Annotated in this window: 17 protein-coding genes; 3 read left to right on the forward strand and 14 right to left on the reverse strand. The window is 63.9% G+C overall.

The annotated features are described in order from the left end of the window. Nucleotides 1-233: 233 nt before the first annotated feature. The 9 genes from msrQ to mrcB form a co-directional block, all read right to left on the reverse strand. Nucleotides 234-845 carry a protein-methionine-sulfoxide reductase heme-binding subunit MsrQ gene (gene msrQ, locus F3J44_RS26510; protein ID WP_167277435.1) on the reverse strand — a complete coding sequence of 204 codons (612 nt, stop codon included), beginning with the start codon at nucleotides 843-845 and terminating at the stop codon, nucleotides 234-236. Next, nucleotides 845-1,858 (reverse strand): protein-methionine-sulfoxide reductase catalytic subunit MsrP, encoded by a 1,014-nt coding sequence (gene msrP, locus F3J44_RS26515; protein ID WP_167277437.1) that lies wholly within the window; start codon nucleotides 1,856-1,858, stop codon nucleotides 845-847. Before msrP ends, msrQ begins: the two co-directional genes overlap by 1 nt. A 79-nt stretch (nucleotides 1,859-1,937) precedes the next feature. Continuing rightward, complete coding sequence (gene pssA / locus F3J44_RS26520) at nucleotides 1,938-2,789, reverse strand: CDP-diacylglycerol--serine O-phosphatidyltransferase (protein ID WP_167070084.1); 852 nt, start codon at nucleotides 2,787-2,789, stop codon at nucleotides 1,938-1,940. Nucleotides 2,790-2,939: 150 nt separating this feature from the next. Further along, nucleotides 2,940-3,956 (reverse strand): ketol-acid reductoisomerase, encoded by a 1,017-nt coding sequence (ilvC, locus tag F3J44_RS26525; protein WP_167070086.1) that lies wholly within the window; start codon nucleotides 3,954-3,956, stop codon nucleotides 2,940-2,942. A 55-nt stretch (nucleotides 3,957-4,011) separates the two neighbouring features. Continuing rightward, nucleotides 4,012-4,503, reverse strand: coding sequence for an acetolactate synthase small subunit (gene ilvN / locus F3J44_RS26530; protein ID WP_003250040.1), 492 nt, complete (start codon nucleotides 4,501-4,503; stop codon nucleotides 4,012-4,014). Nucleotide 4,504: 1 nt separating this feature from the next. Further along, nucleotides 4,505-6,229: an acetolactate synthase 3 large subunit gene (locus F3J44_RS26535; RefSeq protein WP_085677250.1), complete on the reverse strand. Its 1,725-nt coding sequence runs from the start codon at nucleotides 6,227-6,229 to the stop codon at nucleotides 4,505-4,507. A gap of 408 nt (nucleotides 6,230-6,637) precedes the next feature. Then, nucleotides 6,638-6,970, reverse strand: a complete 333-nt coding sequence (locus tag F3J44_RS26540) for a YqcC family protein (RefSeq protein WP_167277439.1) — start codon at nucleotides 6,968-6,970, stop codon at nucleotides 6,638-6,640. After that, entirely contained in the window at nucleotides 6,970-7,743 is a 774-nt protein-coding gene (locus F3J44_RS26545; protein ID WP_205300202.1) for a tetratricopeptide repeat protein, read from the reverse strand. The genes F3J44_RS26540 and F3J44_RS26545 overlap by 1 nt, the downstream gene beginning before the upstream one ends. Nucleotides 7,744-7,771: 28 nt before the next feature. After that, on the reverse strand, nucleotides 7,772-10,093 hold the full coding sequence (gene mrcB, locus F3J44_RS26550) for a penicillin-binding protein 1B (protein ID WP_167070092.1): 2,322 nt from the start codon (nucleotides 10,091-10,093) through the stop codon (nucleotides 7,772-7,774). Nucleotides 10,094-10,210: 117 nt separating this feature from the next. Here mrcB and F3J44_RS26555 point away from each other — a divergent pair, with 117 nt between their 5' ends. Both F3J44_RS26555 and F3J44_RS26560 read left to right on the forward strand, forming a co-directional pair. After that, nucleotides 10,211-11,773 (forward strand): bifunctional aminoglycoside phosphotransferase/ATP-binding protein, encoded by a 1,563-nt coding sequence (locus F3J44_RS26555; RefSeq protein WP_167070094.1) that lies wholly within the window; start codon nucleotides 10,211-10,213, stop codon nucleotides 11,771-11,773. A gap of 306 nt (nucleotides 11,774-12,079) precedes the next feature. Then, nucleotides 12,080-12,361 (forward strand): TfoX/Sxy family protein, encoded by a 282-nt coding sequence (locus F3J44_RS26560; RefSeq protein WP_167070096.1) that lies wholly within the window; start codon nucleotides 12,080-12,082, stop codon nucleotides 12,359-12,361. Nucleotides 12,362-12,574: 213 nt separating this feature from the next. Here the strand turns inward: F3J44_RS26560 and F3J44_RS26565 are convergent, their stop codons facing one another. Genes F3J44_RS26565 through F3J44_RS26580 form a run of 4 tightly spaced genes read right to left on the reverse strand, consistent with a single transcriptional unit; the run spans nucleotide 12,575 to nucleotide 16,151 of the window. Beyond that, a complete protein-coding gene (locus F3J44_RS26565) occupies nucleotides 12,575-13,462 on the reverse strand; it encodes a ChaN family lipoprotein (RefSeq protein ID WP_167277443.1) in 888 nt (295 codons plus the stop codon). A 12-nt stretch (nucleotides 13,463-13,474) separates the two neighbouring features. Further along, nucleotides 13,475-14,242, reverse strand: a complete 768-nt coding sequence (locus F3J44_RS26570; RefSeq protein ID WP_167070100.1) for a heme ABC transporter ATP-binding protein — start codon at nucleotides 14,240-14,242, stop codon at nucleotides 13,475-13,477. Continuing rightward, a complete protein-coding gene (locus F3J44_RS26575) occupies nucleotides 14,242-15,279 on the reverse strand; it encodes an iron ABC transporter permease (protein ID WP_167277445.1) in 1,038 nt (345 codons plus the stop codon). The genes F3J44_RS26570 and F3J44_RS26575 overlap by 1 nt, the downstream gene beginning before the upstream one ends. Beyond that, nucleotides 15,276-16,151 carry a hemin ABC transporter substrate-binding protein gene (locus tag F3J44_RS26580; protein ID WP_167277447.1) on the reverse strand — a complete coding sequence of 292 codons (876 nt, stop codon included), beginning with the start codon at nucleotides 16,149-16,151 and terminating at the stop codon, nucleotides 15,276-15,278. Before F3J44_RS26580 ends, F3J44_RS26575 begins: the two co-directional genes overlap by 4 nt. A gap of 149 nt (nucleotides 16,152-16,300) precedes the next feature. On the opposite strand from F3J44_RS26580, the gene F3J44_RS26585 reads away from it, so the two are divergent. Then, on the forward strand, nucleotides 16,301-16,618 hold the full coding sequence (locus F3J44_RS26585) for a Rieske (2Fe-2S) protein (protein ID WP_167070106.1): 318 nt from the start codon (nucleotides 16,301-16,303) through the stop codon (nucleotides 16,616-16,618). Here the strand turns inward: F3J44_RS26585 and sfsA are convergent. Next, entirely contained in the window at nucleotides 16,608-17,318 is a 711-nt protein-coding gene (gene sfsA, locus F3J44_RS26590) for a DNA/RNA nuclease SfsA (RefSeq protein WP_167070108.1), read from the reverse strand. The genes F3J44_RS26585 and sfsA overlap by 11 nt on opposite strands. Between the last annotated feature and the right edge of the window lies 1 nt (nucleotide 17,319).

Consider the following 17,319-nt stretch of genomic DNA (forward strand, 5'->3'; position numbering starts at 1 on the left):
TCGGGCCAGTGGGGCCTGGGGGATTGGCGCGCGAACGCCTTGGCGCATGCCTGGATATCGCGACGTACAAACAAGGGGCCGCGCGCGGTGGCCACATGAACACTGGCCCGAAACAAACGTAGGAGCGGGCAAAGCTCGCGAAGCGCCGCGCGGGCGGCGCTCGATCTCACAGGCGCCACACCTATAACGGCTGGCACCTCTCAAACCCAACCCGACCTAAAACAGCCCGCCCCTCAAACCACCCTCCCCGGCCTCCTGCCAACCTTGGGCAACACCCGCGAAACCACAGGCACCCGCAACACCATCAATACAACCCCAATACCCGCATAAATAGCCCACTCCCTCAAATCCGAGCGAACGATCCACAAAAAATGCAACAACCCCAACCCCAACACCCCATACACCAACCTGTGCAACTTCCTCCACCGCGCCCCCAACCGTCGCTGGCTATACCGGTTCGACGTCACCGCCAGCACCAGCAACCCCAGAAACCCCAACGCCCCCACAATAATGTAGGGCCGCTTGCGCAGCTCCACCGCCAACTGCCCCCAGTCCAGCCCAAGGATGAAGAACAGGTACGCCATGATGTGCAGCACAATATAGGCAAATACCCACAACCCCAGCTGCCGGCGTACTACGATCCAACCCGACCACCCCGTCAGCTTCTGCAGCGGCGTCATGCACAAGGTCACCAGCAGGAACGTCAGCGCCCCAAGCCCAAGGCGGTCCATGATGATCTTCCCAGGGTCCGGCCCCAGCAGGTTCATCGCCGCCTCATATAACCACCACGCAGGGAACAGGCAGCCCACCATGAAAATGGCCAGCCGAAACCAGGGATAGCGCATCAATAGTTCTTCCGCAGGTCGAGCCCGGTGTACAGCGACGCCACTTCATCGGCGTAGCCATTGAACATCTGCGTCTCCCGCACGTTGGGACTGAACAGCCCGCTGGGCAAGCGCCGCTCACGTGCCTGGCTCCAGCGCGGGTGGTCGACGGTTGGGTTGACGTTGGCATAGAAGCCGTACTCGGTAGGCGCCAACCCTTCCCAGGTCGTGCCCGGCTGCTCGGCCACCAGGCTGATACGCACAATCGACTTGATGCTCTTGAACCCATACTTCCACGGCACCACCAACCGCAGCGGCGCGCCATTCTGGTTGGCCAGCTCCCGGCCATACATGCCAACCGCCAGAATGGCCAAGGGATGCATGGCCTCATCCAGGCGCAAGCCTTCCCTATACGGCCAGTCGATCAAGGCGAACCCCGAGCGCTGCCCGGGCATGTGCTCAGGGTCCTTCAACGTTTCGAAGCGCACGTAGCGCGCCTTGGAAGTCGGCTCCACCTGCTTGAGCACCTGCGCCAAGGGAAAGCCCAGCCAGGGAATGACCATCGACCATGCCTCGACACAACGCAACCGGTAGATGCGCTCCTCAAGCTGGTAGGGTTTGACGAAGTCTTCCAGCGCGTAGCGCCCCGGCTTACCCACCTCGCCATCGACCACCACACTCCAGGGTTCGGTCTTCAGGCTGCCTCCATTGGCTGCTGGGTCGCCCTTGTCGGGCCCGAACTCATAGAAGTTGTTGTAGTGGGTAGCGTCCTTGAACGGGGTAATTGCCTCGTCCTTGACCGTGACTGCCTGCCACTGCGTAGCCGCCAGCTTGTCCTTGAACCAGGCCGGAGCGGCGCCGGCCTCGGCATCGGCGTAGCGGCTGGCATCGGCTGCATGGCCCACACCAGGCAACGCGCCCAGGGCCAGGCCTGCCAGCGAACCACCCAGCAGGGTGCGACGGGAAAGGTAGATGCCTTCGGGGGTGATCTCTGCCGGCTTGCAGTCGGAGGAGCGGGGAAGCTTGATGAGCATGGGCGGCTCCACAGCACGGGATGACGGATGTACCCGTAAGACTGTGGAGCCGGAAGGTTATTCCAGCATTAAGCGATTTTCACGCTTTGCGCCGGCGCGCCTTCAGCAGGAACTGGATAGGGCCAGACGCTGCATAGGCAAGGAAGATCAGCAGCAGGATGCGCGGCGGGTCGCTGAACACCACGGCAAACACCAGCACCACCGCCAGGATCGCCACGAACGGCACGCGCCCCTTGAGGTCCAGCTCCTTGAAGCTGTTGTACTTGATGTTGCTGACCATCAGCATGCCGGCAGCCGCCACCAGCAGGGCCACCAGGAACGACAGCTTCGAGCCCTGGATGCCATAGTCGCTGAATGCCCACACGGTTCCCGCCACCACACCGGCCGCGGCCGGGCTGGCCAGGCCGATGAAGTAACGTTTGTCGGCGGTGCCGACCTGGGTGTTGAAGCGGGCCAGGCGCAGCGCCGCACCGGCTACATAGATGAAGGCAACCATCCAGCCGACCTTGCCCATGTCGCCCAGCGCCCAGCCAAAGGCCAGCAAGGCCGGGGCGACGCCGAAGGCAACCATGTCCGACAGCGAGTCGTACTCGGCGCCGAAGGCACTCTGGGTATTGGTCATGCGTGCAACACGGCCATCCAGGCCATCGAGCACCATGGCAACGAAGATGGCGATGGCGGCAAAGGCGAAATACTTGCTCGCCTCGCGTGGGTCACCGGCACTCAGGGCGCTCTGTGCGCTCATCGAGCTGATGATGGAATAGAAGCCGGCAAACAGGTTGGCGGTGGTGAACAGGTTGGGCAGCAGGTAGATGCCGCGGTGGCGCACCTTGCGGCCTTCGGCGTCATGCCCTTCTTCAACGTGCTCATCGACAGGTAGCAGGCTTTCGGCGTCGGAGGCCTTGTTCGGCTCTTCGGGACGTTCGCTCATGGAGGGTACCTTGCAACAGGGTGGAAAATGTTCGACACGGGCCCGCGAAACAGGTTCTAACGGCGGGCCACTGGTCTGCTTTATACCAGAAGCAGGCAGCCAGAACGAAAAAACGCGGCCGAAGCCGCGTTTTTCATGAAGCGATGTTACTTAGTTCTTGGACTTGTCGACGATCTTGTTCGCCGAGATCCAAGGCATCATCGAGCGCAGTTGCTCGCCGATGATCTCGATGCCGTGCGAAGCGTTGTTACGACGCTTGGCGGTCATCGATGGGTAGTTGGTAGCGCCTTCGGAGATGAACATCTTCGCGTACTCGCCGTCCTGGATGCGCTTCAGAGCATTGCGCATGGCCTTGCGGGATTCTTCGTTGATGACTTCTGGGCCGGTGACGTACTCACCGTACTCGGCGTTGTTGGAGATCGAGTAGTTCATGTTGGCGATGCCGCCTTCGTACATGAGGTCAACGATCAGCTTCAGCTCGTGCAGGCACTCGAAGTAGGCCATTTCTGGCGCGTAGCCAGCTTCAACCAGGGTTTCGAAACCGGCTTTGACCAGCTCGACGGTACCGCCGCACAGAACGGCTTGCTCACCGAACAGGTCGGTTTCAGTCTCGTCCTTGAAGGTGGTTTCGATGATGCCGGTACGGCCGCCACCGACGCCAGCGGCGTAGGACAGGGCGACGTTCTTGGCGTTGCCCGAAGCGTCCTGGTAGATAGCGATCAGGTCAGGGATACCGCCGCCTTTGACGAACTCGGAGCGAACGGTGTGGCCCGGGGCCTTCGGCGCGATCATGATCACGTCGAGGTCGGCACGCGGAACAACCTGGTTGTAGTGGATCGAGAAGCCGTGGGAGAAGGCCAGGGTAGCGCCCTTCTTGATGTTCGGCTCGATTTCGTTCTTGTACAGAGCGCCCTGGAACTCGTCCGGGGTCAGGATCATCACCAGGTCAGCCGCAGCGACAGCGGTGGCCACGTCGGCAACTTTCAGGCCGTGGGCTTCAGCCTTGGCAACGGTAGCCGAACCTTTACGCAGACCGACGGTAACGTCTACACCGGAGTCCTTCAGGTTGCACGCCTGGGCGTGGCCTTGGGAACCGTAACCGATGATGGCGACTTTCTTACCCTGGATGATGGAAAGGTCGCAGTCTTTATCGTAGAAAACTTTCATGAAAATACCCCTGGTTATATCTCGGCCCCTGCGGAGCCATCGCTAATTTTTGAATTTAGATGCTGAGCACTTTGTCGCCACGGGCAATGCCGGTAACGCCGCTGCGCACGGTTTCGAGAATCGACGCGGTGCCGATTGCCTGGATGAAGCTGTCCAGTTTGTCGCTGGTGCCACTCAGCTGCACGGTGTACACGCTGGCGGTCACGTCGACGATCTGGCCACGGAAGATATCCGTGGTGCGCTTGATCTCGGCGCGCTGGGCACCGGTGGCCTTGACCTTGACCAGCATCAGTTCACGCTCGATGTGAGCGCTTTCCGACAGGTCGACGAGTTTCACCACCTCGACCAGCTTGTTCAGGTTCTTGGTGATCTGCTCGATCACCTCGTCATGGCCAACGGTGGTCAGCGTCAGACGCGACAGAGTCGGGTCTTCGGTCGGCGCCACGGTCAGGCTTTCAATGTTGTAGTTGCGCTGGGAGAACAGGCCGACCACACGGGACAGAGCACCGGGTTCGTTTTCCAGCAGCAGGGAAATGATGTGCCGCATATCAGGTACGCTCCGTCTTGCTCAGCCACATGTCACGCATCGAGCCATCCTTGATCTGCATCGGATAGACGTGCTCGCTGCGGTCGACCGCGATGTCGATGAACACCAGGCGGTCCTTCATCGCAAACGCTTCTTCCAGCTTCGGCTTGAGGTCCTTCAGGCTGGTGATGCGGATGCCCACATGACCATAGGCCTCGGCCAGCTTGATGAAGTCAGGCAGCGACTCGACGTAGGAGTGCGAGTGACGGCCGTTGTAGGCCATGTCCTGCCACTGGCGAACCATGCCCAGTACACCGTTGTTCAGGTTGACGATTTTCACCGGCAAGCCGTACTGCATGCAGGTGGACAGTTCCTGGATGTTCATCTGGATACTGCCTTCGCCGGTCACGCAGGCCACGTCCTGGTCGGGGAAGTTGAGCTTCACGCCCATCGCCGCCGGGAAGCCGAAGCCCATGGTGCCCAGGCCACCGGAGTTGATCCAGCGGTTCGGCTTGTTGAAGCGGTAGTACTGCGCAGCGAACATCTGGTGCTGGCCCACGTCGGAGGTGACGAAGGCATCGCCATGGGTCACTTCGCACAGGGTCTCGATGACTTTCTGCGGCTTGATGACATTGCCGTCGCCCTTGTCGTAGGGGAACAGTTCGCCATTGCCACGCCACTCGTCGATCTGCTTCCACCAGGCATCCAGCGCCGCCTTGTCAGGCTGCTCGCCGATTTCCTTGAGGATGCCGAGCATTTCGCTGAGCACGCTGTCGACTGGGCCTACGATCGGCACGTCAGCCTTGATCATCTTGGAGATCGACGCCGGGTCGATATCGACGTGGATGATCTTGGCGTTCGGGCAGAACTTGGCCGGGCCGTTGACCACGCGGTCGTCGAAACGCGCACCGACGGCGAAGATCACGTCGGCATTGTGCATGGCCATGTTGGCAGTGAAGCTGCCGTGCATGCCGAGCATGCCGAGGAACTGGCGATCGGTACCCGGGAAGCCACCCAGCCCCATGAGGGTGTTGGTGACTGGCAGGTTCAGCGACTTGGCGATTTCGGTCAGGGCTTCGGAGCCCCCGCCGAGGATCACGCCGCCGCCGGCGTAGACGATCGGGCGCTTGGCAGCCAGCAGCATCTCGGCCGCCTTGCGGATCTGGCCGGAGTGGCCACGCACGGCCGGGCTGTAGGAGCGCAGCTTGACCTTCTTCGGATAGACGTACTCGAACTTCTCGGCCGGATTGGTCATATCTTTTGGAATGTCGACCACGACCGGGCCTGGGCGACCGGATTGCGCCAGGTAGAAGGCTTTCTTGAGTACTTCAGGGATCTCGGTCGGGTTCTTGATCATGAAGCTGTGCTTCACGATCGGCCGCGAGATACCGATCATGTCGGTTTCCTGGAAGGCATCGGTGCCCACCATGGTGCTAGGCACCTGGCCGGACAGGATGACCATCGGGATGGAGTCCATGTAGGCGGTGGCGATGCCGGTAATGGCATTGGTCGCGCCCGGGCCGGAGGTTACCAGCACCACACCGGCCTTGCCGGTGGCGCGGGCGTAGCCGTCCGCCATATGGGTTGCCGCCTGCTCGTGGCGAACCAGGATGTGTTCCACTTCCGGTTCTTTGAACAGTGCGTCGTAAACATGAAGGAGAGCACCACCAGGGTACCCGTAGATGTGCTTAACGCCTTCGTCACGCAAGAAGCGGACGACCATCTCAGCGCCAGATAAAAGCTCCACGTTGTTCACCTCTAAAACGCCAGAATACCGCCCTCGATGGACGGGTCTTAATAGGTTTACTGCCAAGCAGAGCATGAGCGAACGTCAGCACTGACTGAGCAAGTATTGGGAGCGCCCCAGAGTGTTGCGGGGTTATCCCACCCAGCGCGAGGTAACGCGTTGCGGGGTGTAACAGGTCGGCGCGGGTGTGCGCCTCATGATCTGCTTAGCGGGTCTGCTTCTGGCAGTCCCTCTACAGCGGAATCTGGATTCTTGTGATTTGGCGGCAACAAGTCAAGAAAAATTATTGCCAATTTTTCCCCAAGATGAATTCCTGCCACCACTAAAAACCTAGTCGGCAGCAGAAAAAAGAAGATTTCCACAAAAAAGGGCCACAATCTGCGGCCCTTGAAGGAAAAACTGAAGAAATCAGGCGGAAGGAGCGATCAATTGGTCGAAAGCTGCCAACAGTCGGCGCAGCTCGCGACTTTGCTCCGGCCGATCGGTGAACACCGTTTCGGCCATCACCAGGATGCTCGAAGCATTGGGCAGCGGCTGGCCCAGCTCGATGATGATCTTCATGCGTGGCAGGAAGATCCACTGCAGCCACTGCTCAAAGCTCAAGGTATCCACCGCGAACGGCACGGTGCTGGCCAGTGCTTCGTCGCTGGGGGCCTCGTCGTCCCACCAGCCCTGCACCTGCAGCTCACGCTCGATGAGCAGCAGGTGGTCGGCGATGTCGAGGATCCGCTGCTCGACCATCAGGAGCTCACCCGTGCTTTCTGCCGGGCCAGTGCGGCGCCGGCGCTGTCGCCCTGCTTCTCGCGAGCCTGGGCGATGGTGTTCCACAGCTCGGCCTGCAGGTCAGGGCGGCCGTTGGCGTAGGTCAGGGCGCGGCGTGCCAGTTGCTCGGCCTGGGGCGCATCGCCCTGGGACAGGCGCACCTGGGCCAGGCGGAACAGCACCTGCGGCTCACGCGGGGCGATACGCTGGGCGCGCTCCAGGCTGGAGGCGGCGCCATTGAAGTCACCGCTGCCCTGTTGCGACTGGGCCGTGGTCAGCAGCGCCAGCACCGGGCCGTCGAGCTGTTCGTCGGCCGACAGGCCTCCGGATGCGCCGCTGCGGGGAATGCCGGTGGGTGCGCTGGTGGCGGCCGGGGCGCTGTTCATCGAGGCGATGTCGAACGGTTCGTCGGCAATCGGGTTGGGATTGGTGGTCATCGGCGCCGATGTTACAGGGCCGGGGGTAATCGGCCCGGTGCTGATCGGCGCCGCCCCGTTGTTCGCCGGGAAGGTCTGGATGCCGGAGGCACCGGCGCCCTGCGGGATCATCACGGTGACGCCGGAGTCCTCAGGCAGCGACTGCGCCTGCGCGGTGCCACGCCCCGTCGCCACAGGGGCACGGTTGGCCTGCATCCGTTCACTGTTGGACACCCGGGTGCTGGAATCCACCACCGGAATATTGCCGCGCTGGACGCTGGAACACCCCTGGAGCACTACCAGCGCCGTCACGGCAGGAAACAGCCACTTATTCAATTCACACCTCATCAATGCTGCTCAGGGCTCAGTTCATCCAGCCCTTGACCCAGTCCATGACCGACTCTGCCGGATTCTGCTCACCGCCACAGGTTGCCCCGGCAGGCGGCTCGCTGCCGCGAATATACGGCATCTGCACGGCACCCGGACAGCTACTGTCGGAACCTTTGCCGCTGTAGGGGTCGATCCAGGCCTGCACGACGTTGTCTGGCTGCGGCATGTCCAACGGCAGCGGCTCGGCTTTCTTCATGAAGCTGGTCCATACCTGCAGCGCGCCGGTGGCACCGGTGAACGGCGTCTTGCCGTTGTCGTCGCGGCCCATCCACACCACCGCCAGCAGGTCCTGGCTGAAGCCCGAGAACCAGCTGTCGCGCGAGTCGTTGCTGGTGCCGGTCTTGCCCGCCAGGGTCAGCGAGCTTGGCAGCACGTTGTACACCGAGCGGCCAGTACCTTCACGCATCACCCGCTGCATGGCGTTCTGCACCAGGTAGATGGACCCCGGGTCGAAGGTTTGCTGGATCTGGAACGGGTAGCGCTTGAGCGGCTCGCCCTCGGCGGTGAGCACGCTGCGGATACCGCGCATCGGCGTGTTGAAGCCACCGTTGGCGATGGTCTGGTACATGGTCGCAACCTGCATCGGCGACATGCCACCGGCGCCGAGCAACATCGCCGGGAAGGCCGGCCAGTCGACGTTGACGCCCAGGCGGCCGATGGTCTTGATCACGTTCGGCACGCCCACTTCCAGGCCCAGCTTGGCCGTCGACAGGTTCAACGAGTTGGCCAGCCCCTGGTACAGGTAGATGGTGCCATGCGGGCGCCGGTCGTAGTTTTGCGGGCGCCACACCTGGCCATCGGCCCCTTTGACCGAGAATGGCTCATCCTGCACCCAGGTGGTCAGGGTGTACTTGCTGGGCTGCTCCAGTGCAGTCAGGTAAACCGCAGGCTTGACCAGCGAGCCGATCGGGCGCACGGCGTCGATGGCGCGGTTGAAGCCGGCAAAGCCCGACTGGCGGCTGCCGATCAAGGCCTGCACCTCGCCGGTTTCCGGGTTGGTCACGACCATTGCCGATTCCACCTCGTCGGCGCCCTTGCGCCCGGCCAGGCGCTTGAAGGTTTCGGCCATGGAGGTTTCGGCCTTCATCTGCAGGATCGGGTCGAAGCTGGTGAAGATGCGCAGGCCTTCTTCGGTCAAGTCTTCGTCGCGGTAGTCCTGGCGCAGCTGGCGCTTGACCAGGTCGAGGAAGGCCGGGAACGAGCTGTCGGCCAGGCTGCCGCGCTTGGTCACGCCCAGTGGCATCTTCTTCGCCGCATCGACTTCGGCCTGGGTGGCCACGCCCTGCTCGGCCACCAGGTCCAGCACCAGGTTGCGGCGGGCCAGGGCACGTTCCGGGTAACGGCGCGGGTTGTAGTAGGACGGGCCCTTGACCATGCCCACCAGCAAGGCGATCTGGTGCAGCTTGAGCTCCGACAGCGGCTGGCTGAAGAAGAACTGGCTGGCCAGGCCAAAGCCGTGCACCGCACGCTGGCCGTCCTGGCCGATGAACACCTCGTTGAGGTAGGCCTCGAGGATTTCCCGCTTGTCGTAGTGCATTTCCAGCAGCATGGCCATCATCGCTTCGGTGAGCTTGCGGCTGAGGCTGCGCTCGCTGGTGAGGTAGAAGTTCTTCACCAACTGCTGGGTCAGGGTACTGCCGCCCTGGCGCATCGAGCCGGACGAGGTGTTCACCCACATGGCCCGGGCGATGGACTTGGGTGACACGCCGAAGTGGTGATAGAAGTCGCGGTCTTCGGTGGCCACCAGGGTTTCGAGCAGGTAAGGCGGCACCTGGTCGATCTTGATCAGAATGCGGTCTTCGAGGTTTTTCGGGTAGATGCCGCCGATCATCAGCGGTTCAAGGCGCACCACGTCGAGTTTCTTGCCATTGGCGCCGGCCAGGTCCGCCACGTAGTCGCCGGAGAATCGCACGCGCACGAATTGCGCAGGTTCCATGCCCTCGTAGAACTGGAAGCCACGGGTATTGAGGTCGACGGTATTGCCGTTGATCGCCGCCGCGCCCGGGCCGTTGGCTGCGCTTTCACGCCGGTAGCCGAGGGCATCGAGCTCGGTCAGGAAGTCGTTCTTGCTCAGTTTCTGGCCACTGAACAGCTCCAGCGGCCGGGCATACACCTTGGCCGGGATGGTCCAGCGCTTGCCGGAGAACTTCTCCTGAACGATGGCATCGAGGTAAACCGCGAAGCCGGCAACGATCACCAGGCCGACCAGGCTGAGCTTCAAAGCCCAGCCCAGCCAGGCGCGCGAGCGGCCGGTCGGGCGTTTCTGAGGGGTGCGGGAATTTCGGGTTCGAGTCATGGCGGCGGATTATACGCACTTTATAAAAGGTGGGCAGGCGCCCCCTGGCGGTAGGCAGGGACGGCACCATTGACCATAATGGCGCTTTCGAATTCCCTGAGCCCGGAAGGATTTCCTGTGAGCCAAGCCCTAATCACCGCGTTGCAGAACCCTGCCTTGTACCCCCACCCCGTGGACGGGTTCCAACTGATCGAGACGCACATCTCCTGGGTCCTGCTCACTGGCGAGTATGCCTACAAGATCAAGAAGCCGATGAACTTCGGCTTCCTCGACTTCACCGGCCTCGACCAGCGCCAGCACTTCTGCCACGAAGAGTTGCGCCTCAACCAACGCCTGACCGAAGGCCTGTACCTGGACGTGTTGCCGATTACCGGCAGCGCCGAGGCCCCGCAGATCGGCGGTGACGGTGAAGCGATCGAGTTCGTGCTGAAGATGCGCCAGTTCCCCCAGGGCCAGATGCTCAGCACCTTGCAGGCCAATGGCGAGCTCAATGCCGGCCATATCGACCAGATGGCCCGGCAAATTGCCGAATTCCACCTGCAGGCACCGAAAGTGCCGGTCGAGCACCCGCTGGGCACTCCGGACAGCGTGATGGCGCCGGTTGAGCAGAACTTCGAGCAGATCCGCCCGTTCCTCAGCGACAAGGCCGACCTGCAGCAACTGGACAACCTCCAGGCCTGGGCACGCAGCAGCTTCGAGCGCCTGCACGGCCTGCTCCAGGCGCGCAAGGCCGACGGTTTCATCCGCGAATGCCACGGTGACATCCACCTGGGCAACGCCACCCTGATCGACGGCAAGGTGGTGATTTTCGACTGCATCGAGTTCAACGAGCCGTTCCGCCTGACCGACGTGTATGCCGACGTCGGCTTCCTGGCCATGGACCTGGAAGACCGTGGCCTGAAGTGCCTGGCCCGGCGTTTCGTCAGCCAGTACCTGGAATTGACCGGCGACTACGCAGGCCTGGAGCTGCTGAATTTCTACAAGGCCTACCGCGCCCTGGTCCGGGCCAAGGTTGCCCTGTTCAGCCTGCCGGCCGACGCCGACGGCGTGCAGCGTGCCACCACCCTGCGCACCTACCGCAACTACGCCAACCTGGCCGAAAGCTACAGCGCCATCCCGTCGCGCCTGCTGGCCATCACCCACGGTGTTTCGGCGGTGGGCAAAAGCCACGTGGCCATGCGCCTGGTCGAGGCCCTGGGTGCGGTGCGGGTGCGTTCGGATGTAGAGCGCAAGCGCCTGTTCGGCGAGCAGCAGGCACAGGACGCCAACCAACTGGCCAGCGGCATTTATGCCCAGGACGCCAGCACCGCGACCTACCAGCGCCTGCACGCCCTGGCCGCGACCATCCTGCGCGCCGGCTTCCCGGTGGTGCTCGATGCCACCTACCTCAAGGCACAACAGCGCCAGGACGCAGCGGCGGTTGCCCGCGAGACCGGCGTGCCGTTCCTGATCCTCGACTGCCACGCCCCGGAGGCGGTGATCGCCAGCTGGCTGGCCCAGCGCCAGGCCGAGAACGCGGACCCGTCGGACGCCACCCTGGAAGTGGTCAAGGCCCAGCAGGCCAGCCGCGAGCCGTTGAGCGCCGATGAACTGGCCCAGAGTACCGGCGTCGATACCCAGGACGGCGGCAGCATGGACCAGGTGATCGAGCAGATTCGCCAGCGGTTGCCTGGTTTGTAAGCTTGCATCGCCTGCTGATCCAGCAGGCCAGCGCCGCCCTGGTAGGAGCGAGCGTAGCTCGCGATGGGGCGCGCAGCGGCCCCAGCGTTGCTCATCACGCCGGGGCTGCTTTGCAGCCCATCGCGAGCTACGCTCGCTCCTACAGGGGTTGGGCGACCTCCTACAAGTATGCAAAAGGCCCGCATCGGCGGCAGCTCGTCGCCGCCGATGGCAAAAGGCCGCGCATTTACCATCCCCCGCTACACTCCTCTCTGCCCTGCTCGCGATTTATCCCCACGACCCGTTCAGCCATCGCAAGGAGGCTCGATGAACGATGAATTGCAGCACCTGAAAAACCTTGGCAAGACCTCCGCGCAGTGGTTGCATGCGGCCGGTATCCACAGTGCGTCGGACCTGCGTCGGTTAGGTGCGGTGGGTGCTTATCAAGCAGTGAAGACCCGCGGTTTCCGGGCCTCGAAAGTGCTGTTGTACGCGATTGAAGGCGCGCTGCTGGACATGCACTGGAACGACTTGCCGGCCGAACGCAAGGAAGCGCTCAACCAGCAACTCGATGCCAAAACCTGCGCAGCGAAAAAAAATGGAAATTAATGCTCACAGGGGATTGACGTCGAAATGAGAATCGTTATGATTATCACAACTGGTCGCGAGACTGGTTGGATAAGCTAAGAGCCCCTGGTTCGGACTCTCAGATTATCTCCTCATCAGGCTAATCACGGTTATTGACCCGGCATTTTGCCGGGTCTTTTTTTTGCCTGCCGATAAGCGCGCCTCTAACGGGTGATGTAACCCCGGTGCGTTCTTCTACCTGCGCAGTTGCGCGCAATAATCCTGCTCCGGCAGCGCCGCCGTATACCACACATAATCGGCCATCCCAGGTGTCACCACCTCGCCCACTTCCGCCAGCAGCAGCACCGCGCTTTGCCCTTTGGCGCCCAAATCCGCCAAGTGCAACGGCACCCCCAGGTCCTTGCGCGCGTGATAAGCCCCGGTGAACAGCAGGGCCGGCTGTGGCGCCGCCAACAGGCGCTCGGCAATGCGCCGGTCACGCTGCTGCTGAACCGCCAGCATCGCCGGCAACTGGCTTTCCGGCAGCAAGCCGCAATGCCCCTGGCGCACCTGCTCCAGCAGCGCCGCCTTCACCTGCGGCGCATTCGAGCGCTGGCCGGGCACCGCCGTGGGCTGGCCATAGGCTTGGCGGACTTCACTCGGTGACAGGTTGGCCGCCAACAGCGGCACATGCTGCTGCAAGGCTTCACGCACGATGGGCCCGTACAGTTGCCAGTCCCAGCCCTGCTCCCAGGCCAGCGCCTTGGGCAGGTCCTGGGGCAGTTGCGCCTGCCCGGCGAGCGCATCGGCCCGCGCCTGCTGCTCGGGCTGGAGCATTTCCAGCAACAGGCTGCCCTGGGCGCGGCGCGCCTGCAGCGCCCGCATCAGCCACAGCTGCAAGGCATGGTGGTCGGGGTTGTCGTGCTTCTCGCCCACCAGCACACGGGGTGCATCCGCCAGTTGCCGAACCAGTTGCGCGGGGCTGATGAGCTGGCCGCTGGCCAGGTCGCGAATTTGCCCAAGTTCGGCATCCTGGCGCCCCTCGCTGGCCTGCCAGGCCGGCAAGGGCGGCAGGCTGGCCTGGCAGCCGCCCAGCATCAACAGCAAGCCCAGCACACTACCGGTCAGTACAGGATGACGCATGGGCAAGGCCTCCTAGCGGGTGATGATCAGTGGGTGCCCCCGTTCCGGGTGGGGCTGCACCAGTACGTCGATGCCGAACACAGCCTTCAGCGCCAGCGGGGTCAGCACTTCTGCCGGCGTGGCCAGGGCATGGCAGCGCCCGCCATCGAGCAGCAGGATACGGTCACAGTAGCGCGCCGCCAGGTTCAGGTCATGCAGGATCACCAGCACCGCCGCGCCCCGGTCGGCAAACCGGCGCACGGCGTCCAGGGTGGTGTGCTGGTGCAAGGGGTCGAGCGCCGAGGTGGGCTCGTCGAGCAGCAACGTGGCGCCCTCGTCACCGGGCCACAGCTGCGCCAGCACCCGTGCCAGGTGCACCCGTTGCCGCTCGCCACCGGACAAGGCCAGGTAACTGCGCTGCACCAGGTGCCAGGCGTCGGCGGCGCGCAGGGCGGCCTCGACGATCTGCGCATCGCGCTGTTGCCCGGTGCCGTGGGGCATGCGCCCCATGCCCACCACTTCCTCGACCTTGAACGAGAAGCCCAGGCTCGAAGCCTGCGGCAGTACCGCCAGCGACCGGGCGCGCGCCTGGCCGGCCCAGTCCGCCAGAGGCCTGTCGTGTAGGGTGACCCGCCCGCGGTCAGGCGCAAGCTCCCCGCACATCACGCCCAGCAGGCTGCTCTTGCCAGCCCCGTTCGGGCCCAGCACACCCACCACTTGCCCCGGCTCCAGCTGCAGGTCAATACCCTGCAGCACGTCATTGTCGCCACGGCGCAAGTGCAGGCCTTCTACTCGCAACATCAGCTGCGCCCCCGAATCAGCAGGAACAGGAAGAACGGCGCCCCGATAAACGCCGTGACGATACCGATCGGCAGCTCAGCAGGCGCCAGCAGCAAGCGCGCGGCCAGGTCGGCAAACAGCATCAACACGCCACCGGCCAACAATGAAGCGGGCAGCACCACCCGGTGATCGGGCCCGGCGAGCAAGCGCACCAGGTGCGGCACCACCAGGCCGATAAAGCCGATCAGCCCGGCCGCCGCCACCGCCGCGCCCACGCCCAGCGCCGTGCACAACACCAGCTCGCGCTTGAGCCGTTCCACGTCGACGCCAAGGTGGCGGGCCTCCGACTCGCCCAGCAGCAACGCATTCAACGCCTGTGCCCGGCGTGGCAGCCACAGCGCAACGCCTCCGGCCACCAGCAGCAATGGCCAAAGCCGGTCATAGCTGGCGCCATTGAGGCTGCCCAGGTTCCAGAAGGTCAGGGTCCGCAGGGTGGCATCGTCGGCCAGGTAGGAGAACAAACCTACTGCCGCGCCGCCCAGGGCGGTCATCGCCACACCGGCGAGCAGCATCGTGGCGACGTTGGTCTGCCCGTCGCGCCGCCCCAGGCGGTACACCAACGCCGTCACGCCCAACCCGCCAATGAACGCGCACAGCGACAACAGGTAGGGGGCAAGCACATCCGGGATGCCGCCCAGCCAGCTGCCGCCGACAATCGCCACGGCCGCCCCCATCGCAGCGCCAGCCGCTACCCCCACCAACCCAGGATCGGCCAGCGGGTTGCGAAACAGCCCCTGCATGGCCACGCCAGACAACGCCAACACGCCACCCACCGCCAGGCCCAGCAAGGTCCGCGGCAGGCGAATCTGGCCAAGGATCATCTCGGCCTGTTCCAGGCCATTGGCGGCAACTGGCAGCCCCAACAGCCGCAACCCGGCACGCAAGGTATCGACCAACGGCAGGCTCACCGGCCCCAGGGCCAGCGACAGCCAGATTGCCAACAGGCACAAGAAGGTCAGGCAGGTAAACAGGGTGCGTGGCTGAATCCGTTGCTTCATCGAGCAGTGCTAGCCGGGTAGAAGGCGGTCGCCAGTTGCTGAAGGGTCGCCGGCAAACGCGGGCCGAGGCCACCGACCAGCAAGGTTGGGTCCAGCGAAATCAGGCGCTTTTCACGCACGGCACGCGAGGCCGCCAGGGCCGGGTTTTCCTTGATCAGTGCCTGCAGGGCCTGTTCCCCGGTCAGGGCACGGTCGGACACCACTACCACATCCGGGTCCAGCGCGGCCAAGGCCTCGTTGGAGAAGTTCTTGTAGCCCTGATGCTCAGCCAGGTTATGCCCCCCTGCCTGGCGCAACACCCAGTCACCCGCCGTGCCCTGCCCGGCGATCAACGGCTTGGCACCGGCATGGCCTACCAGCAGCAGCACGCCGGGGGCCTTATGGTTGGCCTGGGCCTGTTTGACCTGGGCCTGCAGCGCCTGCAATTGCTGGTGGTAATCCGCCGCCAGCTGCGCGGCCTGCGCCTGGGCGCCCAGCAGGCTGCCCAGGTGCTTGAGGTTTTCATCCACGGCCGTGAGCTCGGCCTGGCTGGAGAACAGTTCCACCCGCACCCCCGCCTTGCGGATCTGCGCCAGCACTGGCGGAGGCCCCATTTCCTCGGTGCCCACCAGCACATCCGGGCGCAGGCTGAGAATGCCTTCGGCAGACAGCTGCCGCTGGTAACCGATGCTCGGCAGCGCCTTCAGCGATTCGGGGTGCTGGCTGGTGGTGTCGACACCCACCAACCGCGGCTCGCCGCCCAGGGCACTGATCCACTCGCTCAACGCCCCGCCAGCACTGACCCAGCGCTGTGGCAGGTCGGCAGCCAGAGCCTGGGTTGAAGCAACGAGGGCTGCGCACAAGGCGAGCAAGGCAGCGGGACGGCGCATCATTGGGGTTTCCTTCTAAAGGCGGGCCACACGCCTTGTGGCGAGCGGCAGAACTGCGCACCATGGGCGGCTGGCGCAGCGAATGCGGGCAATTTGATAATTATTCGCATTGAGGCGTCAAGCCATCACTTGTTTCACGAGCCTTCCCTGCCATGCACTTCGTTTGCTCCTCCACCGCCCTGGCCGAAGGCCACAGCCGCGCCTTCAGCGTAGACGGCATCGACCTGTTCGGCGTTCGCCGCCACGGCCAGGTGTACCTGTACCGCAACCGCTGCCCCCATCGCGGCATCCCGTTGAACTGGGCCGAGGATGCCTTCCTCGACGACAGCGCCAGCCTCATTCACTGCGCCCACCATGGGGCGCTGTTTCTGATCGACAGCGGCGAATGCGTGGCGGGCCCCTGCGAGGGTGACATGTTGCAGGCCCTGGGCTGCCTGGAAGACAGCCAGGGCATCTGGCTCAAGGATTGAGCAGCACCGGCAGCGGGCGATCGATGACGATTTGCCCGGCATCGAGCTGCGCACCGTAGGCCAGCACCTCTACGCCGTCTGCCACTGCCGCGCGCAGCGCCTTGGCGTAGGCGGCGTCGATTTCTTCGGCAGGGCGCACGGCCTCGATGCCGGTGAGGTTCACGCAGTACAGCTGCACCGCCCGTATGCCCTGGCGGGCCAGCGCCGCCAGTTCACGCAGGTGCTTGGCGCCGCGCTGGGTCACGGCATCGGGGAAGGCCGCCACGGCGGTGCCTGGGTAGCCGAGGGTGACGCTCTTGACCTCGACATAGGCCGGCCCTGCCGGGAACTCCAGGCGAAAGTCCACCCGGCTGCCCTCTTCGCCGTAGGCCACCTCGCGCTTGAGCGCGGTGAAGCCGGCCAGCTCGCGGATAACCCCGGCGCGCAGCGCCTCTTCAACCAGCGCATTGGCCCGCCCGGTATTGATGCAGGCCAGGCGCCCCTGGGGCGTTTCGCTGATTTCCCAGGTGCCGGGCAACTTGCGCTTGGGGTCGTTGGAGCGGCTGAACCATACCTGCCCGCCTTCGCGCATGCAGTTGAGCATCGAGCCGGTGTTGGGGCAGTGGATGGTCAGCTGCTCGCCGCTGGCCAGCTCGATGTCGGCCAGAAAACGCTTGTAGCGGCGCAGCAGGCGCCCTTGTTCGAGCAATGGAAAGTGCATG

It is taken from the genome of Pantoea sp. Tr-811 (genome assembly GCF_011752535.1).
Lineage (GTDB): Bacteria > Pseudomonadota > Gammaproteobacteria > Pseudomonadales > Pseudomonadaceae > Aquipseudomonas.